Annotated in this window: 22 protein-coding genes; 8 read left to right on the top strand and 14 right to left on the bottom strand. The window is 66.2% G+C overall.

Annotation, left to right across the window (positions count from 1 at the left end; all coding sequences use genetic code 11):
• Window positions 1-18: 18 nt before the first annotated feature.
• From AC3WUM_RS02015 to AC3WUM_RS01980, 8 genes are all read right to left on the bottom strand, one after another.
• Window positions 19-1032 carry an ABC transporter ATP-binding protein gene (locus AC3WUM_RS02015; RefSeq protein WP_492408399.1) on the bottom strand — a complete coding sequence of 338 codons (1014 nt, stop codon included), beginning with the start codon at window positions 1030-1032 and terminating at the stop codon, window positions 19-21.
• 155 nt (window positions 1033-1187) lie between these two features.
• The gene (locus tag AC3WUM_RS02010; protein WP_492408398.1) at window positions 1188-1709 is read right to left on the bottom strand and encodes a Dps family protein; all 522 of its coding nucleotides are present in this window, start codon (window positions 1707-1709) and stop codon (window positions 1188-1190) included.
• A gap of 126 nt (window positions 1710-1835) precedes the next feature.
• Window positions 1836-2870 (bottom strand): SDR family oxidoreductase, encoded by a 1035-nt coding sequence (locus AC3WUM_RS02005; protein WP_492408397.1) that lies wholly within the window; start codon window positions 2868-2870, stop codon window positions 1836-1838.
• Window positions 2871-2872: 2 nt separating this feature from the next.
• Window positions 2873-3724 (bottom strand): lysophospholipid acyltransferase family protein, encoded by an 852-nt coding sequence (locus tag AC3WUM_RS02000; RefSeq protein ID WP_492408396.1) that lies wholly within the window; start codon window positions 3722-3724, stop codon window positions 2873-2875.
• Window positions 3725-3799: 75 nt separating this feature from the next.
• Window positions 3800-5596, bottom strand: a complete 1797-nt coding sequence (locus AC3WUM_RS01995; protein WP_492408395.1) for an ABCB family ABC transporter ATP-binding protein/permease — start codon at window positions 5594-5596, stop codon at window positions 3800-3802.
• A 59-nt stretch (window positions 5597-5655) separates the two neighbouring features.
• The gene (locus tag AC3WUM_RS01990; RefSeq protein ID WP_341918100.1) at window positions 5656-7827 is read right to left on the bottom strand and encodes a RelA/SpoT family protein; all 2172 of its coding nucleotides are present in this window, start codon (window positions 7825-7827) and stop codon (window positions 5656-5658) included.
• 62 nt (window positions 7828-7889) lie between these two features.
• A complete protein-coding gene (locus AC3WUM_RS01985) occupies window positions 7890-9173 on the bottom strand; it encodes an adenylate/guanylate cyclase domain-containing protein (protein ID WP_492408393.1) in 1284 nt (427 codons plus the stop codon).
• Between the two features lie 83 nt (window positions 9174-9256).
• Window positions 9257-11014 (bottom strand): monovalent cation:proton antiporter-2 (CPA2) family protein, encoded by a 1758-nt coding sequence (locus AC3WUM_RS01980; protein WP_492408392.1) that lies wholly within the window; start codon window positions 11012-11014, stop codon window positions 9257-9259.
• Between the two features lie 164 nt (window positions 11015-11178).
• Between AC3WUM_RS01980 and AC3WUM_RS01975 the strand changes: the two genes are divergently transcribed.
• The 4 genes from AC3WUM_RS01975 (at window position 11179) to AC3WUM_RS01960 (ending at window position 14760) form a co-directional block, all read left to right on the top strand.
• Window positions 11179-11787, top strand: coding sequence for a type IV toxin-antitoxin system AbiEi family antitoxin domain-containing protein (locus tag AC3WUM_RS01975; RefSeq protein ID WP_492408391.1), 609 nt, complete (start codon window positions 11179-11181; stop codon window positions 11785-11787).
• On the top strand, window positions 11771-12793 hold the full coding sequence (locus AC3WUM_RS01970; RefSeq protein ID WP_492408390.1) for a phospholipase A: 1023 nt from the start codon (window positions 11771-11773) through the stop codon (window positions 12791-12793). Before AC3WUM_RS01975 ends, AC3WUM_RS01970 begins: the two co-directional genes overlap by 17 nt.
• A 76-nt stretch (window positions 12794-12869) precedes the next feature.
• Window positions 12870-13358 (top strand): GAF domain-containing protein, encoded by a 489-nt coding sequence (locus tag AC3WUM_RS01965; RefSeq protein ID WP_492408388.1) that lies wholly within the window; start codon window positions 12870-12872, stop codon window positions 13356-13358.
• A 67-nt stretch (window positions 13359-13425) separates the two neighbouring features.
• Window positions 13426-14760, top strand: coding sequence for a GGDEF domain-containing protein (locus tag AC3WUM_RS01960; RefSeq protein WP_492408386.1), 1335 nt, complete (start codon window positions 13426-13428; stop codon window positions 14758-14760).
• 21 nt (window positions 14761-14781) lie between these two features.
• On the opposite strand, the gene AC3WUM_RS01955 is transcribed toward AC3WUM_RS01960, so the two are convergent.
• Complete coding sequence (locus AC3WUM_RS01955; RefSeq protein WP_492408939.1) at window positions 14782-15702, bottom strand: LysR family transcriptional regulator; 921 nt, start codon at window positions 15700-15702, stop codon at window positions 14782-14784.
• Window positions 15703-15801: 99 nt separating this feature from the next.
• Between AC3WUM_RS01955 and AC3WUM_RS01950 the strand changes: the two genes are divergently transcribed.
• A complete protein-coding gene (locus AC3WUM_RS01950; RefSeq protein WP_492408384.1) occupies window positions 15802-16638 on the top strand; it encodes an SDR family oxidoreductase in 837 nt (278 codons plus the stop codon).
• A gap of 22 nt (window positions 16639-16660) precedes the next feature.
• Here the strand turns inward: AC3WUM_RS01950 and AC3WUM_RS01945 are convergent, their stop codons facing one another.
• Window positions 16661-18529 carry an ATP-binding cassette domain-containing protein gene (locus tag AC3WUM_RS01945; RefSeq protein WP_492408382.1) on the bottom strand — a complete coding sequence of 623 codons (1869 nt, stop codon included), beginning with the start codon at window positions 18527-18529 and terminating at the stop codon, window positions 16661-16663.
• A gap of 131 nt (window positions 18530-18660) precedes the next feature.
• Here AC3WUM_RS01945 and AC3WUM_RS01940 point away from each other — a divergent pair, with 131 nt between their 5' ends.
• Window positions 18661-18858, top strand: a complete 198-nt coding sequence (locus tag AC3WUM_RS01940) for a hypothetical protein (RefSeq protein WP_040454071.1) — start codon at window positions 18661-18663, stop codon at window positions 18856-18858.
• A gap of 20 nt (window positions 18859-18878) precedes the next feature.
• On the opposite strand, the gene AC3WUM_RS01935 is transcribed toward AC3WUM_RS01940, so the two are convergent.
• Entirely contained in the window at window positions 18879-19217 is a 339-nt protein-coding gene (locus AC3WUM_RS01935) for a hypothetical protein (protein WP_492408380.1), read from the bottom strand.
• A gap of 80 nt (window positions 19218-19297) precedes the next feature.
• Between AC3WUM_RS01935 and AC3WUM_RS01930 the strand changes: the two genes are divergently transcribed.
• Window positions 19298-19507, top strand: a complete 210-nt coding sequence (locus AC3WUM_RS01930) for a hypothetical protein (RefSeq protein WP_492408378.1) — start codon at window positions 19298-19300, stop codon at window positions 19505-19507.
• On the opposite strand, the gene AC3WUM_RS01925 is transcribed toward AC3WUM_RS01930, so the two are convergent.
• On the bottom strand, window positions 19484-19906 hold the full coding sequence (locus AC3WUM_RS01925) for a hypothetical protein (RefSeq protein ID WP_492408376.1): 423 nt from the start codon (window positions 19904-19906) through the stop codon (window positions 19484-19486). The two genes, AC3WUM_RS01930 and AC3WUM_RS01925, sit on opposite strands and share 24 nt — an antisense overlap.
• Before the next feature lie 287 nt (window positions 19907-20193).
• Here AC3WUM_RS01925 and AC3WUM_RS01920 point away from each other — a divergent pair, with 287 nt between their 5' ends.
• Window positions 20194-21258, top strand: coding sequence for a T6SS phospholipase effector Tle1-like catalytic domain-containing protein (locus AC3WUM_RS01920; RefSeq protein WP_492408374.1), 1065 nt, complete (start codon window positions 20194-20196; stop codon window positions 21256-21258).
• Between the two features lie 28 nt (window positions 21259-21286).
• On the opposite strand, the gene AC3WUM_RS01915 is transcribed toward AC3WUM_RS01920, so the two are convergent.
• Window positions 21287-21934, bottom strand: a complete 648-nt coding sequence (locus tag AC3WUM_RS01915; RefSeq protein ID WP_492408372.1) for a 3-oxoacid CoA-transferase subunit B — start codon at window positions 21932-21934, stop codon at window positions 21287-21289.
• Window positions 21935-21936: 2 nt separating this feature from the next.
• Window positions 21937-22668 carry a CoA transferase subunit A gene (locus tag AC3WUM_RS01910; protein WP_492408370.1) on the bottom strand — a complete coding sequence of 244 codons (732 nt, stop codon included), beginning with the start codon at window positions 22666-22668 and terminating at the stop codon, window positions 21937-21939.
• Between the last annotated feature and the right edge of the window lie 84 nt (window positions 22669-22752).

Here is a 22752-nt window from a genome sequence, read left to right as displayed (position 1 = left end):
GCCTGGTCGGAACCGCCCTCAGGCCGGAGTCGCGAGCCCGACGAAGTGGCAGGCCGCGTGGCCGCCGTGCGAGACCCGGCGCAGGGTCGGCACCGAGCGGTTGCAGGCTTGGTCGGCCATCGGACAGCGCGTCACGAACACGCAGCCCGGCGGCGGGCTTTGCGGACTCGGCACCTCGCCATCGAGCAGCGTGGCGCTGCGATCGATCTCCTGCGTCAGATCGTCGGCCGGCATCGCCGCGAGCAGGGCGCGCGTGTACGGATGCACGGCGTGGCGGAACAGCATCGGCGTCTCGGCCTGCTCCATGATGCGGCCGAGGTACATCACGAGCAGACGCTGCGACAAGTGGCGGACGACCGCCAGATCGTGGGCGATGAAGATCATCGCCAAGCCGTATTCGGCCTGCAGCTCCATGAGCAGGTTGATGATCTGCGCCTGCACCGACACGTCGAGCGCCGACACCGGCTCGTCGCAGATCAGCACGCGCGGCTGAACCACGAGCGCCCGCGCGATGCCGACGCGCTGGCATTGCCCGCCCGACAGCTCATGCGGCAGGCGCTGGGCGAGGTCGGCCGAAATGCCGACGCGCTCGAGCATCGCCAGCGCGCGGCTTTCACGCTCGGCCTTCGACAGCTCCGGATGAAGCGCCTTGAGCGGCTCGGCCACCGCCTTGCCGACCTTCATGCGCGGATTCAGGCTGGCCTGCGGGTCCTGGAAGATCAGCTGGATCTCGCGCCGATGCGGGCGCCAGGCCTTCTTGTCGAGCTTGGCGAGGTCGTGCAGCCTGCCGTCGGCGCTGCGGTATTCGATCGCGCCCGAGGTGACCGGCTGCAAGCCCGCGAGCACCTTGGCGAGGCTCGACTTGCCGCTGCCCGATTCGCCGACGATGGCCAGCGTCTCGCCCGGATAGAGGTTCAGATCGACCCCGTCGACCGCGCGGACCGCGCCCGCGCTGCGCCAGGGAATCCAGCTCCGCAACGGGTAATGGACCTTGAGGCGGCGGATGGCCAGCAGCGGAGCGGGAGCGTTCATTCGGCGCGTATTTTAGCGTCGAGCGGAGCCGCTCTCGCGGTCGTCAATACATCGCAGAAGATTTATTGCGTCGCCGTCGAAGACACTGCGCCTGCCAAAACGCTTCGGCCGGCGATCGCCGGCCGAAGTCGATTCCACTCGGCTACCGCAATCGATCACTCGAGCAGGCTGCGCAGCATCCACGCGGTCTTTTCGTGCAGCTGCATGCGCTGGGTCAGCAGGTCGGCGGTCGGCTCGTCGTGCGCCTCGTCCGCGGCCGGGAACAGGCTGCGCGCGGTGCGCGAAACCGTCTCGTGATCGGCGACGAGCTGGCGCACCATCTCCATCGCCTCCGGAACCTCGGTCGCTTCCTTGACCGAGGCGAGCGCTGCGTACTGGCTGTACGAACCCGGCGCGTGGAAGCCCAGCGCGCGGATGCGCTCGGCGACGAGGTCGACGGCCAGCGCGGCCTCGGTGTAATGGGTTTCGAACATCAGGTGCAGCGTGTTGAACATCGGGCCCGTGACGTTCCAGTGGAAGTTGTGGGTCTTCAGGTACAGCGTGTACTCGTCGGCGAGCAGGCGCGACAGGCCGGCGGCGATCTCGGCGCGATGATCCTTGCTGATGCCGATCTCGATCTTCGGGGCCTTGGTATCAATCTTCAATTCCGCCTTGGCCACCTTGCCCTTCTTGCTCATCTCACATCTCCTTGTCTTGAAGTCGGTCCAGCTTACGCCGCTGGGCTTGATGAATGAAATTGAACTTGCTTGACCTCTCGATTGCATCACCCTATCGGGTAGACGCTGAAGAAACTTTGACCGGCGTCAAAGCGACAGGATCGCCTTCTGCTTGCGGTAGTAGCTGAAGATGTCGTTCGGCGTGCGCTTGGGCTTCCAGCCGAAGGTCTCGCGGAACAGGCGGCCGTCGAGCACCACCGGATACTTGAAGTAGTTGATCAGGTAGGCCGGGAAGAACGCGTTCCAGTTGAGCAGGTTACTCAGCAGCTTCGGCACCGCGGGCGGAACCGACGGCAGCGGCAGGCGCTGGCAGCCGCATTGCTCGGCCGCCTCCTGGTACGCCACCCAGTCGTCCGGGGCCACGTTGTAGATGCCCGGCTTGTTCTTCTGGAACGCGAGCACGATGGCCTCGGCCATGTCGTCAACGTGCAGAAACTGCATGAGCGGCGAAAAACCCACGAGCACCGGCACGATCTTGCGCGAGAACAGCAGGCTCATGGTGTTGCGCACGCCCGGGCCGAGCACGTTGCAGGGCCGCAGGATCGTGATGTTGAGCTCCGGGTGCTTCCACAGGTAGATGTGGGCGAGCGATTCGAGCTCCACCGAATCGACCAGCTCCTGCGTGACTTCGGCGGCCTTGAGCGGATGATCCTCGTCGAGCAACGCCGGGTTGTAGGCCGAGGCGCCGTAGACGAAATACGTCGAGTGCACGATCACCTGGCTCACGCCGTAGCGCTTGGCGAGCTCGAGCAGCTTCTTCATGCCGAGCACGTTGGCGTTGTAGCGCCGGTGGCGGTCGGATTCGTGCGGAAAGATGCGGCCGATGTGGATGATCGCGTCGATCTTGTGCTGGCGGAACACGTCCTCGAAGTCGCGCTTGTGGATCGCCACCTTGTACGAACGCACGCCGGCGTCGACCTCGACCTTGTGGCGGAAATCCACCGCGATGACCTTGCAGCTCGAACTGAGCCGATGAATGACGCGCTTGGCGAGCGAGCCGGCCGTGCCGGTCACCAGCACGGTCTTGCGCGCCTGCGGCTTCTTGCGTGCGGGCTTCACGGCTTCGGTCTGCTTGCCATCGGCGGAAGCGGCGCTGCGGGTGGTTTTGGTCTTGGTGGCCATGATCAGAACACGCTCTGGCGTTGTTTCAGCCCCTTGTCGATCAGCGCGCGGATCGCATCCTTCACCTGATCGACCTTGGCCTGCACCTCGTCCTCGCGCGTGACCAGGCCGCTGAAGCGCAGCGGTTCGCCGAAATTCAGGTAGACGCGCGCCGGCAGCGGCATCAGCGGGCCCACCGGGAAGTACGGAATGCCGAGCATCTTCGCGACCGGCGACAGGTTGAACAGCGACGGCATGGTCTCTTCGCAGCCGACCACGCCGACCGGAATGATCGGCACCTTGTGCGCGATCGCCAGGTGCAGGAAGCCGTTGCCGAAGCGCTGCAGCTGGTAGCGCTTCGAATACGGCTTGCCCGAGCCGCGCACGCCCTCGGGAAACACGATCAGCAGCTCGTCGGATTCGAGCATCTTGGCCGCGTTGACCGGATCGCCGATCACCGAGCCCCAGGCCTGCAGCGTATTGCCGATGAACGGAACGGTCGGGAAGAAGCGCTCGATCATCGAGCGCGGCGCGCGCGGCCCGTGCGGATTGGTCGCCACCGCCACCGAGATCATCATGCCGTCCATCGGCAGCTGGCCCGAATGGTTGGCGATCAGCAGCGCGCGGCCGCGCGCCGGCACGTTCTCGAGCCCCGTCGCGGTGACGCGGAAATAGTGGTCGTAGAGCAGCTTGGCGATCGCCAGACCGACCTTGGCCTGGTTCTCGTGATAGCCCCAGGGGTCGTAGCCGAAGCTGCCGACCGGCTTGGGCATGCGTTCCATCCAGTGTTCGATTTCGGGCGTCACGAGCGCGCTGAGCAGCGCGGACTTGGGGCCTTCTGCAGCGAGATTCTTGATCGAGTCGAGCAGGTTCATGAGCTGTTGGTGCGCGTCTCCCCAGACGCTTCGGGCCGACGTTATGCCAAAAGAAGGTTCGCGTGAAGGCCGCGCCTACGAGGCCTGCTGGCGCTGCTGCAAACGCCAGAGCGCCGCGTAAGCGCCGTTGGCGGCGAGCAGGTCGGCGTGCCGGCCACGCTCGATCACGCGGCCCTGCTCGAGCACGACGATCTGGTCGGCGTGCACGATGGTCGACAGCCGGTGCGCGATCACCAGCGTGGTGCGCTGGGCAGCCACCTCTTCGATCGCCGCGAGAATCGCGCGCTCCGACGCCGAATCGAGCGATGACGTGGCCTCGTCGAAGATCAGGATCGCCGGGTTCTTGAGCAGGGCGCGCGCGATGGCGACGCGCTGTTTCTCGCCGCCCGAGAGCTTGAGTCCGCGCTCGCCGACCAGCGTCGCGTAGCCGTCGGGCAGCTGGCCAATGAAGCCGTCGAGATGCGCGAGCCGCACCGCCTGCTCCACCTCTTCACGCGTGGCCTCGGGCCGGCCGTATTGCAGGTTGTAGAGCAGCGTGTCGTTGAACAGCACGGTGTCCTGCGGCACCACCGCGATCGCCGAGCGCAGGCTCTGCTGCGTGACCTCGCGCAAGTCCTGGCCGTCGATCGTCACGCGGCCCTGGCTGGGATCGTAGAAACGGAACAGCAATCGGGCGAGCGTGCTCTTGCCGGCTCCGCTGGCTCCGACCACGGCCACGGTCTGGCCGGCCGGAATCTCGAAGCTGACGTCCTTCAGGATCGGCCGCTGCGGCGAATAGCCGAAGCCCACGTGCTCGAAGCGCACGTGCGCGGAACCCGGGCGCAAGGTTTTCGCCTGCGCGGCGTCGCGCACCTTCGGCTGCACCTCGAGCAGGCCGAACATGCGCCCCATGTCGGTCAGCGCACGACGAATCTCGCGATAGACGAAGCCGAGGAAATTCAACGGAATGAACAGCTGCACGACATAGGCGTTGATCGCGACGAAATCGCCGAGCGTCATGCCGCCGCGCGCCACGCCCTGCGCCGCGATCACCATCATCGCGGTCAGGCTGCCCGCGACGATCAGCGACTGGCCGACGTTGAGCGCCCCGAGCGACATGCGGTTCTGCTGCTGGGCGCGCTCCCAATCGGCCATGAAGCGATCGTACTCGGCCGCCTCGTGCGCCTCGTTGCCGAAATACTTCACGGTCTCGTAGTTCAGCAGCGAATCGATCGCGCGCGTATTGGCCTTGGAATCGAGCTGGTTGGCCTTGCGCACGAACTGCGTGCGCCACTCGGTCACGGTGATCGAGAACGCCACGTAAAGCAGCACCGCCACCGCGGTGATGACGGCGAACACCCAGCCGTATTCGACGAGCAGGATCGCGGCCACGAGCGCGAGTTCGAGCACGGTCGGAATGATGTTGAATAGCGAAAACCGCAGCAGGAAGCTGATGCCGGCGACGCCGCGCTCGATGTCGCGCGACAGCCCGCCGGTGCGCCGCGACAGGTGGAAGTCGAGGTCGAGCGCATGCAGGTGACGGAACACCTGCAGGGCGCCGCGGCGCATCGCGCGCTCGGCGACGCGGCCGAACACCACGTCGCGCAGCTCGCTCATGAGCACGTTGACGAAGCGCGCGAAGCCATACGCGAGCAGCAGCGACAACGGCACGACGACGATCGCCTGCTTGCTCGAATCGAGCCCGTCGACGATGTGCTTGAGCAGCATCGGCAGGGCCACGCCCGACAGCTTGGCGACGATCAGGCAGCCGAGCGCGAGCAGGATGCGCCCCGGAAAATCCTTCAGATGCGGCAGCAGCTGGTAGATCAGCCGCCAGTCGGCATGGGGGTCGTCGCCGGCGGGCGATTCGGGCAATCGGTTCGGTCGTGGCATCCGGACATTGTGACAGCGCGCGCTGTACGGCTGCCGGTGCCCGCTTCAAGAAGCACCGATCAGGCGCGCGCCACCTTGGTCACGCCGTTGAGCCGGTGCAGGCGGCGCACGACCTGGGCCAGATGCACGCGCGACTTCACCGCGATGATGAAGCGCATCTCGATGGTGTCGCTACCGGCACGATCGGGCATCTGCACGTTCTCGATGCTCGCCTCGGCGCGCGTGATCTCGGCGGTGACCTTGGCGAGCAGGCCGCGCTGGTTCTGCGCGAACAGGTGCACTTCGGAGAGGAAATCGCCCTGCACCTTCTCGGACCAGATCAGCGGCACCCAGTCCTGCGGACGCGCCTTGGCGTGCTTGCAGTCGATGCGATGGATCACGATGCCGCGGCCCACCGAGACGTTGCCGCGGATGTCGTCGCCCGGAATCGGCCGGCAGCAACGCGCGTAGTCGATGACCAGGCCTTCGGTGCCTTCGATCGCGAGCGGCGCGGCGCTCGAAGCCTCGCCGTCGCCCGTCACCACGCCGCCCTTGTGCTCGGGCAGGAAGTGCCGCGCCACCAGCGGGGCCAGCCGCTCGCCGGTGCCGATGGTGGCGTAGAGCTCTTCCATGTCCTTGAGGTTGTAGGCCTTGAGCACCGGCTCGGCGGCCTCCTCGCGCAGCTTGGCGAGCGGCACGCCGAGATCGCGCATGGCGATTTCGAGCAGCCGCCGGCCGAGACGCACGGCCTCGTCCTCGCGCTGGTTGCGCAGGAAGTTGCGGATGTGGCTGCGCGCCTTGGCGGTCTTGACGAAGTTGAGCCAGGCCGCGTTGGGCCGCGCATGCCGCGCGGTGATGATCTCGACGGTCTGGCCGCTGCGCAGTGGGGTGTTCAGCGGCTCGAGGCTGCCGTCGATGCGCGCGGCGACGCAGCGATCGCCGAGCTCGGAATGCACCGAGTACGCGAAATCGACCGAAGTGGCGCCCTTGGGCAGCCGGCGGATCAGGCCCTTGGGCGTGAACACGTAGACCTCGTCCGGGAACAGGTCCACCTTCACGCCTTCGATGAAATCGAGCGAGCCGGCGGTGCCGACGGTGTCGAACAGGCTGCGCAGCCATTCGGTGGCGCGCGCCTGCGGCGCCGAGCCGCCGTCCTTGCCGCCGAGCTTGTACTGCCAGTGCGCGGCGATGCCGCTCTCGGCGATGTGGTGCATCTCGCGCGTGCGGATCTGCACCTCGATCTTGTGTCCGCCCGGGCCGATGCAGGTCGTGTGCAGGCTCTGGTAGCCGTTGGACTTGGAATTGGCGATGTAGTCGTCGAAGCCGCCCGGCACCGGCCGGTAGACGTGATGCACGACACCGAGCGCGCGGTAGCAGTCGTCGAGCTTGGCGACGATCACGCGAAAGCCAAGCAGGTCCATGACCTGCAGCAGGCGCATCTTCTTGCGCCGCATCTTCTGGTAGATGCTGTAGACGTTCTTCTCGCGACCGACCACGGTCGCGCCGATGCCTTCCTCGCGCAACGCCTTGGCGATCTTGCTCTCGACGTCGCGGATCAGGTTCTTCGAATCGCCGATCTGCTCGTCGATCGCCTTTTCGAGCACGCGCGCACGCTCGGGATGCATGTTGGCGAACGACAGGTCCTCGAGTTCGGTGCGGATCGTATGGATGCCCAGGCGCTGCGCGATCGGCGCGTAGATCGACAGCGTCTCCTCGGCGATGCGGCGGCGCTTGGCGGGCTCCTTGGCCTCGAGCGTGCGCATGTTGTGCAGGCGGTCGGCGAGCTTGACGAGGATCACGCGCAAGTCCTGCGTCATCGCCAGCAGCAGCTTGCGGAAGCTCTCGGCCTGCAGCTCGGCGCGCGACAACCCCTCGACCTTGCCGATCTTGGTCACGCCCTCGACGAGATCGGCCACGTCCTGGCCGAATACGGTGGCGACGCGCTCCTTGGAAACCTCGGTGTCCTCGATGACGTCGTGCAGGATCGCGCCGATCAGCGTGGTCGCGTCCATGCGCAGGTCGGCCAGAATGCGGGCGACCGCGAGCGGGTGGAAGATGTAGTCCTCGCCGGATTTGCGGCTCTGGCCGGCGTGGTGCTTGGCGCCGAATTCGTAGGCGCGGCGCACGTCGGCGATCTGGTCCTCGGGCATGTAGTCCTCGAGCACCTTGACCAGCGAATCGATACCGAACTCGCGCGCCACCTGGCGCTTGTGCAGCGCGGTGGTCAGACGATGGATAACGGGCAGTTCCATGCTTGGAGTCTAGCAGCGCAAGCCGCCGTCACGACCGCTTCGCAACAATCGTCGATCCGGCCTCAGACGCCGAAGTGCGCGACCGGCTCGTCGAAGCCCTTGAAGCTGATCGGCGCGCGCTCCTGCGCCTCGGCTCCGGCGAGCTGCACGGTCTGCCGGTCGACCAGGATTTCACCGTCGCCTGCGAGTTCGCAGAGCCGGCTCGCGAGGTTCACGGCCGCGCCGACCGCGGTGTATTCGAGCCGCGCGCTACCGCCGATCACGCCGACGGTGACGCTGCCGGTGGCCACGCCGACGCCGATGCCGAGCCGCGGGCCGAGCGCGGCCCAGCGTGGAACCAGGGCCTCGCAGGCGGAACGCAGCTGATGCGACAACGCCACCGCGCGCGCGGCGTGGTCGGGCAGCGCGATCGGCGCGCCGACCAGCACCAGCACGCCGTCGCCCGCGTAGTCCTTGATGGTGCCGCCGTACTGGGCGACCACCTGGCCGACCGCGTCGTAGTACTCGCGCAGCACCTGGATCACGCGGCCCGACGGCACCTCGCTCGCGAAGCGCGAGAAGCCGCGCAGGTCGCAGGCGACCACGGTCAGCGTGAGCTGGCGCTCCTGCATCGCGGCCTGCAGTCCCGCGTGCGACACCAGCCGCGCCACCTCAGGCGACAAGAAGCGCGACATGAACAGGCCGCGCTGGCCCTGCAGCACGTGGTAATGCACGGCCCCGACGAGCAGGATCATCTCGCCGACGACGATCGAGATCGGCCCCCAGGACGTCGGCAGCACCAGGCCGGCGACGCAGAACGGCACCGCGCCGGAGAACGCGAGCAGGCGAATGCGCTCGGCGAGTTCGGGCCGGCGATTGAGCAGCAGCAACAGCGAACCGAGCCCGCACAGCACGGTCGTCAGCACCGGCGTCGCGAACAGCCAGAAGCCGCCTTGCGACACCGTGTCGAAGCTCTGCAGATGCAGGAACTGATGCGCCCGAATCTCGGGCCAGATCAGGGCGAACAGCTGGTAGACGACCGCGCTGAGCTGGCCGAGCCGCTGCAGCCGGTCGCCGACACGCGTATCGAAGCCTTCGGGAACCGGCATCGTGCGGCGCACGCGCAACAGCCATTCGAGCATCGCGATCAGGGCGATGGTCTCGGGCAGGGCCAGCCAGCCGGACCAGGTCGGGTTTTCGTGTGCCCGCGGCACCAGGTAGCCGTTCAGGAAGATCGACAGGCCGGTCGCGGCGAGCGCCAGCGCGAGCGCGCGCGACGTGCCCGACTTGCGGTCGGCCGACAGAAACGCGAGCGCCATGCCGACGGCGACGATCGAAACGAGCAGCGACGGAATCAGATAGTCCATGACGTCCCGCGGCTCCTCGGCCCAGGCTCGGTTCGCCGCATTATGCGATTGCGCCCGAGGCGCGGACAGCGCCGCACAGCCAACTACTTCTGTCCGGCGTCCGCGTCGAACAGCTCCTGCAGCTCGCGAGCGCCCTCGCGCGCCTTCTTGAGCACGTTGAGTTCGTCGCGCGGCTCGGCCATCTGCCGCAGCAGCACCTTGCTGTCGTGCTGGCGGAAGGCATCGATGTAGCGCTGCGCCTGGCTCTCGCTTTCGCCGAGCATCATGAGCACCTGGCGCGTGGCTTCGAGGGACGACAGATAGCTGCGCCGGATCACCTGCTGCACCCCACGATCGAGCAGCTCGAGCGCGTGCTGGCGCGTGCGCGCGCAGGCGATGATCGGCAGGCTCGGGTAGAGCTTCTTCACCGCCTCGACCACGCGCAGCGATTCGTCGCGGTCGGCGATCGCGACGACGAACAGCCTGGCCTGCCCGGCATGCGCGGCGCGCAGCACCTCGGCGCGCGAGGCGTCGCTGTAGAACACCGGAATGTCGAGCTGGCGCAGGAACGCGACGTTGTCCGCGCTCTTGTCGAGAATCGTGTAGCTGATGCGCTTCACACGCAGGATACGGCCGATGATCTGGCCGAACGGACCGAAGCCCGCGATCACGACCTGCGTGGGGGCGACGTCGATGACGTCGTAGGGCGCCGACTCCGCCGCGGGCTGGATGCGCGCGTGCAACGAATACAGCAGCGGCGAGACGATCATCGACAGGGTCACCGAGACGATCAGCAGCTCGCTCAGCGGCGTGTCGAGCACGCCCGAGCTCGCCGCGACGCCGAACAGCACGAAGGCGAACTCACCGCCCTGCGACAGGGCCAGCGCCAGTGATCGCGAAGCATTCGCCTCGAGCCCGGACAGCCGGCCGACGAGATAGAGCACCGCGGCCTTGACCGCGATCAGCACCACTACCACGCCGAGCACGTCGAGCGGCTTTTCGATGACGAGCCCGACGTTCGCCGACATGCCGACGGCGATGAAGAACAAGCCCAGCAACAGGCCCTTGAACGGCTCGATGTCGGCCTGCAGTTCATGGCGATATTCGGAATCGGCGAGCAGCACGCCGGCCAGGAAGGCCCCGAGCGACATCGACAGGCCGACGAACTCCATCGCCAGCGCGGTGCCGATGACGACCAGCAGCGCGGCCGCCGTGAACACCTCGGTGACGCCGGTCTTGGCGAACCAGCGCAGCACCGGACGCAACAGATAGCGACCGCCGATCACGGTGACGGCGATCGCGCCGACCGCCCTGGCGGCGCCGATCCAGAGTTCCGGCGAATGCACGTTGGGTTTGCTGCCCATCGCCAGCATCGGCACGAGCGCCAGAAACGGAATCACCGATAGATCCTGGAACAGCAGGATCGAGAAGGCCGAGCGTCCGTGCCGCGTGGTGAGTTCGCCGCGCTCGGCGAGCATCTGCAGCACGAAGGCGGTCGACGACATCGCCAGACCGAACGCGGCGATCAGCGCCGTCACCGGCGCGATGCCCCAGGCCCAGCCGATCACGAACAGCGCGAGCGTGCTGAGCAGCACCTGCAATCCGCCGGTGCCGAACACGGTCGATCGCAAACGCCACAGTCGCGAAGGCTGCAGCTCCAGACCGATCACGAACAGCAGTAGCACGACACCGAACTCTGCGAAATGAAGAATCGATTCGACGTCGGCGATGAGGCCCAGCCCCCAAGGCCCGATGACGACGCCCGCGCACAGATAGCCGAGCACCGCGCCGAGACCCAAGCGCTTGAAAAATGGGACGAACAGCACCGCTGCCGTCAGGAAAAGCGCCACGTTCACCAGCATCCAGACTTCCCCGGAAAGCCCCGCCCATTCAGCCCGGGCGAGGCACAAAGCTTTTTACGATTAATGGGTTACCGCGATCTCTTGCAATACTTTTGAACTTGTTATCAAATATAAACAGTTTCTAAAACAATTTTACGCTTGCACACACTCGCCTAGCGTTCTCAATGGATGAACCCAGTAAATCCGATCGCATCGTCGAGCTTGCGGGCAAGCTCGGCGTACTGCGGCCGAAGGATCTTGCTGCGGAAGGCATCCAGGCCGAGTACCTGCGACGTGTGTGCGACAAGGGATTAATCAAGAAGGTGGGACGCGGCAGCTACGTGCTCGCCGACAAGGTCGTGACGCCGCATCTGACGCTCGCGGTCGCCGGCCGCGCGGTTCCCAACGGCGTCATCTGCCTGCGCTCAGCGCTCGCGTTTCACGGCCTGGCCGAGCAGCTCACCGACGAGGTCTACATCGCCATCGAGCGCCGCGCCGCACGGCCACGGCTCGATTATCCCGAGGTCAAGGTCGCGCGCCTCGGCGGCCCGGCGTTCACCGAAGGCGTCGAGACGCATCTGATCGAAGGCGTCGAGGTGAACATCTACAGCCTGGAAAAAACGCTGGCCGATCTGTTCAAGTTCCGCAATAAGATCGGCCCGCACATTGCGGTCGACGCGCTGCGCGCGGCTTTCCTCGCGCACAAGGTGCAGAAGGACAAGCTCTGGTACTTCGCCAAGCTCTGCCGTGTTGAAAGGGTGATGAAGCCGTATGTCGATGCCTTGGCCTCCTGAATTCCGCCACGCTCTTTCGATCGCCGCACTCGGCCTGTCTCCCGCATTCGTTTTCGCCCAGGGCGCTCCGACGCCGCCGCTGACCGAACATCCCGCCGCTGTCGATCCGATCATCACCGCCGATCCGCCGGCGGCCGAAGTCAGGCCGCAGGCCATCAGCCCGATCCTCGGCGGCGACTGCGCGGGCTGCGCGCAGGACCAAAGCCGTCCGGCCGCGGAACAGAAGCAGGCGCAGGCGCTCGCCAAGCGCGATTTCTTCTCGCGGCTGCGCGGGGACGACGGCGATGGCTATTCGATCGTCTCGGTCGGCAAGGGCCTGTCGACGCACAAGCCGATGTACTTTCTGCCGGCGACCTGGAGTGGCGACTACGACGGCAAGGAAACCGAGGTGCTGTTCGCGATCAGCGCCAAGGCGCGGCTGTTCGGCGTCCCGGTCTACTTCGGCTACAGCCAGAAATCGTTCTGGCAGGTCTACGACGCCGATCGCTCGCGGCCGTTCCGCGAGACCGACTACAACCCCGAGCTGTTCTACCGCTTCACGCCCGATCCGAAACAATGGAACTACTGGGGCGCGGACATCGGCATCGAGCACGAATCCAACGGCCAGGACGTGCCGCTGTCGCGCTCGTGGAACCGCGTCTACTTCGCTCCGTTCCGCGCCAAGGGCAAGTCGCTGATCTACGTGAAGGCCTGGTACCGCATTCCCGAAGACGACAAGAAGACGCCCGATGATCCGAAGGGCGACGACAACCCGGACCTGATCGATCACTACGGCTACGGCGAGCTGCACCTCCAGCGCCAGATCGGCAAGGGCCAGGTGATCCACACGATGATCCGCATGAACCCCGAGACCGGCCACGGCGCGTTCAACCTGAACTACACGATCCCGTCCAAGGACGGCTCGATCTTCTACCAGCTCTACGTCTGGCAGGGCTACGGCGAAAGCCTGCTCGACTACAACGACTCGGTCACCCGCATCGGCCTCGGCATCGCGTTCTCGCGCTGATCGTTGGCACGACCGCCATCCGGAATCGGAGCCTGACGCGGTTGCCGGCTCGCGCGCCTCGGTTCAAGCTTCCCGCATGTTCGAAATGCCTTCGCTGTCCGCGCTCGACAAGCCCGCGCTCTACGCCGAACTCGCCGCCCAGGCGAGCGGCCTGTTCGCCGGCGAGCGCGATCGCATCGCCAACGCGGCAAACCTGTCCGCACTGATCTATCACGCCCTGCCCGACCTCAACTGGGCCGGTTTCTACCTGTTCGACGGCGTCGAGCTCGTGCTCGGCCCGTTCCAGGGCAAGCCGGCCTGCGTGCGCATCGCGCTCGCTCGCGGCGTCTGCGGCGCGGCCGCGAGCCGGCGCGTCACCCAGCTCGTCGACGACGTGCACGCGTTTGAGGGACACATCGCCTGCGACGCCGCCTCCAACAGCGAGATCGTGGTGCCACTGCTCGCGGGCGAGCGGCTGATCGGCGTGCTCGACCTCGACAGCCCGAAGATCGGCCGCTTCGACACCGAGGATCAAGCCGGGCTCGAAGCGCTCGCCGCGCTCTGGATTCAAGCCTCGGACCTCTGAAGCCCTACAGTTTCGCCGCCTGCGGCCGATAGCCGGGCTCTACCGTCCGAGTCCTTCGAATCGCCGCATGGGTCAGCTCATCGAGCCGCCGGATCGCTGGCAGCAGCCTTATCGTGAGGCTGTGGAGGAGCTCGACCGCCGCGAGCGCGAGTGGCGGCAGACCGACGAGTTGCTGCGCCGCATCGCCGGCCGGCTCTGCATCGCCGCGCGCGGGCTCGACGCCGCGCTCGACGATTCGCTCAACGCCGTCATTTCCACGCTGCGCAAGCCGGCCGAACCCGCGCCGCTCGAAAGCCTGCTCGACGCGCTGACGCGCTCGGTCGCCGCGCTCGACCGCGCGTCGACGGCGGCGGTGGCCAAAGTCATCGACGGCGACCGCCTGCGCAAGACGCTGCACCGGTTGCTCGACCAGCTCTCCGCGCTGCCGCGTGCCGAAGCGCTGCGGGCCCAGCTCGAAACCGCCGAGCGCGACGAGGCGCTCGCCGAAGTGGCCGTCGGCATCGCCGACCTGTCGCAGGCCCAGGCCAGCGCCCTGCAGCGCGCCAAGCTCGAATCCGAGCGCCTGCTGATGCAGTTCAGCGAGCGGCTCGAAGAGATCGCGCACCAGCTCAAGTGCGAAAGCGAGGAGCAGCGCGGCGCGCAGAACGAACAGCGCGCCTTCGGCCAGCAGCTGCTCGACGAAACCCAGGCGCTGATCAGCCAGACGCGCGAGGCCACCGATCTGACGAGCCTGCAGGACCAGGTCTATCGCCGGCTCACCACGATCGACCAGCGCGTGCGCGATCACCGCAGCCGCGAAGAAACCCGCGCGCTCGCGTACAAGGAACGCACCGAGGCGCTGTACGAGCGCATCGAATCGCTCGAAAACCAGACGCGCGCGCTGACGCGCTCGGTCAGCAAGCTCGAACGGCAGGTCGGCACCGACACGCTCACGCGCGTCGCCAACCGCGCCGCCTACGACAAGCGCATCGCCGCCGAACTCGCCCAGCACAAGCGCGACGGCAAGCCGCGCAGCCTCGTCGCGATCGACATCGATCACTTCAAGCGCATCAACGACCAGTACGGTCACCAGGCCGGTGACAAGGTGCTGCAAGTGCTCGCGCAGCACTGGTCGCGCTATCTGCGCGAAACCGATTTCTTCGGTCGCTACGGCGGCGAGGAGTTCGTCATGCTGCTCGACAACAGCAACGAACAGCAGGCGCTGCTGATCACCAACAAGCTGCGACAGAGCGTGGAAAAACTCGGCTTCCACTTTCGCCAGCAACCCGTTGCGATCACGGTGTCCTGCGGCCTCACGGGCTTTCGCGCCGACGACACGCCGCAGACGCTGTTCGAGCGCGCCGACCAGGCGTTGTACGAAGCCAAGCGCAATGGGCGGAACCGGTGTTGCGTGGAGGGCTGAGCAGCGATCGGCTCGATCGAATCACGCCACCGGGCCTGGGGCCGACCGCTCCCGGATCAGGTCGATGAAAAGCCGCAAGCTCGTCGGAACCCGGCGATTGTTCGGGAAATACAGGCATAGCCCCGGAATCGGCGGACACCAGTCCGCCAGCACGGCCATCAAGCGGCCGTCAGCCAGAGCAGCGCGCACGTAGGGCTCGGGAACATAGGCGATGCCGAGGCCGGCGATGGCCGCTTCCACCATGAGCTGGTTGTTGTCGAGTGTCAGTGCGCCAGGCACGTCGATCGCCAGCTCTTGCCGTCGCTTGCTGAACTCCCAGCGATAGCGCTTGCCGCTGGGCAGGCGCTGGCGGATGCATTGATGCCGAGCGAGCGCATCGGGCACCTTCGGCGCTGGATGTGCGGCGAGGTAGCTCGGCGCCGCGACGGTCAGGAATCTCAGCTCGGGAGTCAACGGCACGGCGACCATGTCCTTGGGCACCGCTTCGCTGAGCCTGACACCGGCGTCGCAGGCCTGTTCGACGATATCGACCAGGCGCCCATCGGAAACCAGGTCGAGTTCGACGCCTGGATACCGTCGCAAGAACTCGGGCACCACCGTCTGCAGTAGCTGGCGAATGGCGCCTTCGCTGCCGTTGATTCGGAGCTTGCCCATCGGCCGGCCCTGCTCGCCCGATACCTCGTCGAGCAAGTGATCGAGGTCGCTCAGTACCGTGTCGAGGCGCCTTATCAACCGCTCCCCGGCATCGGTCAACGACACGCTGCGGGTGGTCCGGTGCAGCAGCCGCACACCCATTTTTTCTTCGAGCCCTCGCATGACATGGCTCAGCGAGGATCGTGTCAGCCCCAGCAATTCGGCGGCCCGCCGAAAACTGCGGTGCTCGGCTACGGCCATGAACGCTCGAAGGTCGGCAAGCGTCGGGGTGCTGATTGGTGGCTTCATTTCACCGATACATCCCATTTGTTGACCATTATCAGATTCAGATCGACCCATACCATGGTTCTCATCGTTGAATCCACCATCCAGCAAGGAGATCACGCCATGGCGAAAACCTGGTTCATCACCGGAACATCGAGCGGCCTCGGCCGCATCCTCACCGAACGCTTGCTCTCGCGCGGCGATCAGGTCGTCGCAACGCTTCGCCGCCCGGTCGTGCTCGACGCGCTGCGTGCTCAATACGGCGATCGCCTACAGGTACTCGCGCTGGATGTCACCGACACCCTGGCGCTGAGAAACGCGGTGGACGCAGCGTTCACCCGCTTCGGCCCCATCGACGTGGTGGTCAGCAACGCGGGCTATGGTTTGTTCGGTGCTGCCGAGGAAGTCGGCGATGCTCAGATCGAGCGACAGATCGCGACGAACCTGGTGGGCTCGATCCAGCTGATTCGCGCCGTGCTGCCTCATCTGCGCAAACAAGGTGGCGGGCGCATCGTTCAAGTGTCATCCGAAGGCGGGCAGATCGCGTATCCGAACTTCAGCCTCTACCACGCGACCAAATGGGGCATCGAGGGCTTCGTCGAAGCCGTCGCGCAAGAAGTCGCACCGTTCGGCATCGACTTCGTGATCGTCGAACCGGGGCCGACCGGGACCCGGTTCGCTGAAGGTCTCGATCATGCACGGCCTTTGCCGAGCTATGAAAACACGCCGGCCGCTGATGTACGGCGCGCAGTGAACTCGGGAAGTTTTCCGCTCAAGGGCGATGCGGCAAAAACCGTCGATGCCATGATCGCAGCGGCGGAAGCGACGAATCCGCCGCTGCGCCTCGCGCTCGGCAGCTCAGCCTACGAGTCGATCAGCTTGGCCCTGCGCAATCGGCTGGAAGCACTCGAAGCGCAGAAGCAGGTCGCGCTCGCTGCCGACATTGCGCACGCCCGGTGAAGGGTGTGAAGGCTGAGCGCCTTCAGCGCAGCGCTTCGAGCTGCTCCCAGCGCGCATACGCCGTCGCCAGATTCTGCGCGAGCGCGTCGAGCTGCTGCTGCAGCTTGAGCACCTGCTCCTTCGGACCGTCGTAGAAACCGTCGGCCGACAGCTGGTCGGCGAGCTTGCTCTGCTCGGCTTCCCAGCGCTCGATCTTGGCGGGCAGCTCGTCGAGCTCGCGCTTCTCCTTCGACGTGAGCCTGGGCGCGGCGGCAGTCTGCTTGACGATCGGCGGCGCCGCGACCGCCGCGGGTTTGTTCGCCGTGGGCTTGATCGTCGGGGCCGGACGCTGGCGCAGCCAGTCGCTGTAGCCGCCGACGTATTCGTTGATGCGGCCTTCGCCCTCGAACACCAGGCAGCGCGTGACCACGTTGTCGACGAAGGCGCGATCGTGGCTGACCAGCAGCACGCTGCCTTCGTAGTCGAGCAGCAGTTCTTCGAGCAGCTCGAGGGTTTCGAGATCGAGATCGTTGGTCGGCTCGTCGAGCACGAGCAGGTTGCTCGGCCGCGCGAACAACTTGGCGAGCAGCAGGCGATTGCGCTCACCGCCCGACAGCGCGCGCACCGGCGAACGCGCGCGATCGGGCGTAAACAGGAAGTCCTGCAAATAGCCCATGACGTGCTTGCGGGCGCCACCGACCTCGACGAAATCCTTGCCGTCGCCGAGGTTGTCGACCACCGAAGCGTTCTCGTCGAGCCCACCGCGCAGCTGGTCGAAGTAGGCGATCTGCAGGTTCGAGCCGAGCTTGAGCGTGCCACCAGTAGGCTGCAGGCGACCGAGCAGCAGATTGATCAGCGTGGTCTTGCCGGCGCCATTCGGGCCGATGATGCCGAGCTTGTCGCCGCGCAGCACCGTCGTCGACAGCCCGCGCACGATCGGCTTGTCGGCATACGAATAGGCGACGTTGTCGGCTTCGGCGACGAGCTTGCCGCTGCGATCGGCCTCCTGGATCAGCATGCGCGCACTGCCCTGCTGGTTGCGCCGCACGGCGAACTGCTGGCGCATCTGCATCAGGCGCTCGACGCGGCCCATGTTGCGCGTGCGGCGCGCTTCGATGCCACGGCGTATCCAGGCTTCTTCCTGCGCGAGCCGCTTGTCGAACAGGGCGCGCTCCTGCGCTTCGGCATGCGCGCGTTCTTCCTTGCGGCGCAGGTAGTTTTCGTAGTCGCCCGGCCAGCTCGTGAGCCAGCCGCGATCGAGCTCGAGAATGCGCGTCGCCAGATTGCGCAGGAACGCGCGATCGTGGGTCACGAACAGGATCGCGCCCGAAAAACTCTTGAGGAACTCCTCGAGCCAGCTGATCGATTCGACGTCGAGATGGTTGGTCGGCTCGTCGAGCAACAGCAGGTCGGGCTGCTGCACGAGCGCCTGCCCGAGCAGCACGCGGCGCTTGAGTCCGCCCGACAGGCTTTCGAAGGCGGCGTCGGCCGGCAGGTCGAGCCGCGAAATGGTTTCGGAGACGCGCTGGTCGAGCGACCAGCCGTCGATCGCCTCGATCTGCGCCTGCACCTTGCCGAGATCGTCGTAGCGCTCGGCCGCGACGAGTTCGTGGTAGCGCGCGAGCAGCTCGCCGGCCGCGCCGAGCCCCTGGGCGACGACGTCGGCGACGCGGCCGCGCGCGCTCGTCGGCACGTCCTGCACGAGGCGGGCGATGCGCAGGCTCTGCGCGCGCAGAATCTCGCCGCCGTCGGCCGCGACCTCGCCCGCGATGACCTTGAGCAGCGTCGACTTGCCCGCCCCGTTGCGGCCGAGGATCGCCACGCGTTCGCCCCTTTCGAGCGTGAAGGAGGCCTTGTCGAGCAGCACGGTGCTGCCAAGGTTGAGCGAGACGTCGCGGAGCGTGAGCAGCATGGTCGAACGCAGGATCGGTGGGAAAAATCGGCGAGGCTTCGGACCGGCAACGATCCGAAGGGGCCGGCAGTCTACGGCATGGGGCCGGGCGGCTGACTTACACTGGCCACTGATCCCGACCGGCCGCGTCCATGAGCGTCGTCAGCAAAATCTGCTTTTCCATCTGCCTGGTCTCGATCGTCGTGGCCATCGGCCTGGCGCTGTCGATGATCTGGATGAGCCACAGCAGCGAATTCATGTGGAAGAGCCTGGCTACCTGTGGCGTGGTGTTCCTGGGCTCCAGCTTCCTGGCCGCCGTCGGCAAGATGTTCGACAAGGACAGCCGCTAGCCGGCGGCCACAGCCGGCGCTTACTGCACTGCGTCGGTCGCGGGTTCGGCCGGTGCGATCGGCGCGATCGATTCGGGCCGGGGCGCCGCATCAGGCACCGGGCCGGTTTCCGCGGGCTTCTGCTCGGGCAGCGGGAACATCAGCGGAAAGAACACGTTGACGGGCGCCTGGATCTCGCTGCTGCGCATCCAGACCACGCCGACGATGACCAGGTGCACGGCGATGGTGATGCCCACGCCGATCAGCGGGCCGCGCCAGCTGCGCGGCAGCTTCTTGTGCATGGCGCGCATGCGCGCCTCGGGTGGCAGGTCGCGCAGGGAGTCGCGATCGTGCTCGGGGCTGGAAATTTGCGTTTTCAACGAAGTCATTCGGGCAGCTTAGCGTTCATGAGGGTGCTTGGATAATCTGGTCCAGCCGTTCCACCGGTCTCGATCCCGCCATGAGCGAACTCCACGACCCCACCGATTACCGCATGCCACCCGGCCTCGGCGTGATCGAATGGCAGGGGCGTCTGCTCGTCTACCAGTGGCTGGACGGTCGCATCGCCTGGGCGCGGCCGCTCGGCGAGGCCTGCATCGACGTCAGTGAGGAGCTGCGATCGGCGATCGCGGCGGACCAGCGCAACTCAGACCGTCATCGGCTGCGGTAAATCCAGCCACACGCTGTAATTCTCGCTTTCGCCGCCACGAATTTCCGAACGGCACTTGTACACGCGCAGGGCGCGCCGGGATGCCGCGAGCGATTCGCGGTAGCGCTGCGCGTCGGCCGTGTGCAGATAGCCCACGACATGGCCTTCGATCTCGACGCGCACCGGCGCGGCGTTTGGTTCGCCTTCGGGAATCAGACGGGCGGTCTTGACGAGACCGCGATCGGCATAGCGGCGCCCGCGCGCCATCACCGTGAGCGGCAGCTGATACTGGACGAGCTTGTCGATGAGCAGCGTGTAGCGCCCGCTGGCCGGCAGCGAAGGCACGTGGACGTAGCGACGGAACACCGCGGCCGCGAGCAGGGCCGTCGACAAGACTGCGAATATCACCAGCGAATTCACCGCTACCGCTCCCTGCGAAGGTCATCGCAAGCCGACTGCGTTGAGGACCGATCGCACGAGGGAAATTCGCCGTTCGGCTACTGCCAGCGAGCGCTGCATCGGCAGTGACCCGTGGTCGCGCAAAGGCTAGGGTTGCCCCCTGGGCAAGTCAATTGGAGTACCGACGGCCGGTCGTAAACAAAACTGCGGATGTCTCGATCGCATGCGTCTGGCGACTTCGGCTGACAGAGCCCGCGGCGGCCACCGGCTACCATGCGGACTGCGCGGTCAAACGAAGGGAGATCGGCATGCCTCAGCGTCTGGCGCTTTTCTTCGATGGCACCTGGAACACGCGGAAGGACCGCACCAACGTGTCGCGGCTGTCCCGGCTGGTGCTCGACACCACCGCCGACGGCCAGCCGCAGCAGCATTACTACGACCGGGGCGTCGGAACCGAATGGCACAACCGCCTGCTCGGCGGGGCGTTCGGGGCCGGGCTCTCGCAGAACATCTGCGACGGCTACCGCTGGCTGTCGCGCTCGCTGCGGGATTCCGACCCGACCGCGGGCGATCGCATCTACATCTTCGGCTTCAGCCGCGGGGCCTACACGGCGCGCAGCCTGGCCGGGCTCGTGCGCAAATGCGGCGTGCTCAGGCGGGCCGACGAGGCCACCGTCCGCACCGCCTACACGCTCTACCGCGATCGCAACAGCGACCCGGACAGCGCGGTGGCGGCACGCTTCAGGCGCGAGTATTCGCACGAGGTGCGCGTTCATTTCATCGGCGTCTGGGATACCGTCGGCGAACTCGGCATTCCGCTGTCGGGCGTGCCTTTCGCCCGCGACGAATACAAGTTCCACGACACCGCGCTCAGCAAGATCGTGAACCACGCCTATCAGGCCCTGGCGATCGATGAACACCGCAAGGATTTCGCGCCGACGCTGTGGACGCAGATCAAGCCGTCGAACAAGGAGGTGGAGCAGCGCTGGTTCGTCGGCGCGCATGCGGACGTCGGCGGCGGCTATCCGGGCGGCCGCCTGCAGAACCTTCCGCTGCGCTGGATACAGGACAAGGCCAGCGCGGCGGGGCTCGAGTTCGCCTCGCCCGTGCCGGTGCAGGATTCCGACGTCATGGCCCCGCCGCACGATTCGTACTCGGAGTTCGCCTTCGGCCTCTACAAGCTCATCAAGGGCGGCAAGCGCCATCACCGCAAGATCGGCGGCTCGATCAACGAGACGCTCGATCCTTCGGTCTGGCGCAAGTGGCAGGCCGACCCGGCATATCGGCCCGAATCGCTGCGCGCCTATGCCGATGTCCTCGCGACACGGCCGCTCTCGGCCGACGCGCTCGAGCTCACGCCGCCGGTCGACTGAGCCGAGCGCGAGAACTCGGCGTAAGGGCTCAGCGCAAGGCGACGTCGAAAGCGGCTTCGGTCCTGCTCCGCACTTCGGCGAGTTCGACGCCGTCGGCGAGTTCGATCAGGCGCGGCAGTTGCCGCCCCTTGCGGTCGACCTCGAACACGCCGAGTTCGGTGATCACGAGATCGACCACGCCCTTGCCGGTCAATGGCAGCGAGCATTCGCGCTTGAGCTTGGGCGCGCCGGATTTCTCGTTGTGCTCCATCACCACGACCACGCGCTTGACGCCGGCGACAAGGTCCATCGCCCCGCCCATGCCCTTGATCATCTTGCCGGGCACCATCCAGTTGGCGAGATCACCGTTCTGCGCGACCTGCATCGCGCCGAGGATCGACAGGTTGATGTGCCCGCCGCGGATCATGCCGAAGCTGTCCGCGCTCGAGAAATAACTCGTCTGCGGCAGCTCCGTAATCGTCTGCTTGCCCGCGTTGATAAGGTCGGGATCGACTTCGTCCTCGTATGGAAACGGGCCCATGCCGAGCATGCCGTTCTCGCTTTGCAGCGTGACTTTCATGCCGGCCGGAATCAGGTTGGCGACGAGCGTCGGAATGCCGATGCCGAGATTGACGTAGTAACCATCGCGCAGCTCCCTGGCGGCGCGCTCGGCCATTTGTTCGCGGGTCCAGGCCATGCTCAAACCTCGGAGCCGGCGGCGGCGCCGGTGCTGCGCTTGCGCGTGGTCAGACGCTCGATGTGCTTGTCATAGTGCGCGCCGACGACGATGCGGTCGACGAATATTCCGGGTGTGTGAATCTGATCGGGATCGAGTTCGCCGGGCTCGACGAGCACTTCGACCTCGGCGATCGTGAGCTTGCCGGCGGTGGCGATCATCGGATTGAAGTTGCGCGCGGTCTTGCGATAGACGAGGTTACCTTCGGTGTCAGCCTTCCAGGCCTTGACGAGCGAAACATCGGCCGTGAGCCCGGTTTCCATCACGTACCACTCGCCATCGAACTGCCGCGTTTCCTTGCCTTCGGCGACCTTGGTGCCATAACCCGTGCGCGTGTAGAACGCGGGGATTCCAGCACCGCCGGCGCGAATGCGTTCGGCCAGCGTGCCCTGCGGGTTGAACTCGATCTCCACTTCGCCGCTCATGTAGCGCTGTTCGAGAATCTTGTTCTCGCCGACATAGCTCGCGAGCACCTTCCTGATCTGATCGTTGGCGAGCACATGCCACATGCCGTGGCCGTCGCAACCGACGTTGTTGCCGATGACCGTCAGATTCTTAACCCCGGTCTGCTTGAGCGCGAGGATCAGGTTCTCGGGAATGCCGCAGAGGCCGAAGCCCCCCGACATGATCGTCATGCCGTTGCCGACGACGCCGTCGAGCGCGCTCGCTGCGTCGGGATAGATCTTGGACTGCACGGGCCGCCTCCTCGCCGAATCGACTGGCATCGGAAGCACCGTAGCCGCTGGGCGCGGCTACGGCCTCATCCGCTCGAGGGGTTC

This window comes from Hydrocarboniphaga sp. FW305-C-57 (assembly GCF_058783045.1).
The sequence above is the reverse complement of the archived record's forward strand: the minus strand, read 5'-3'. Positions and strand labels throughout refer to the sequence as shown.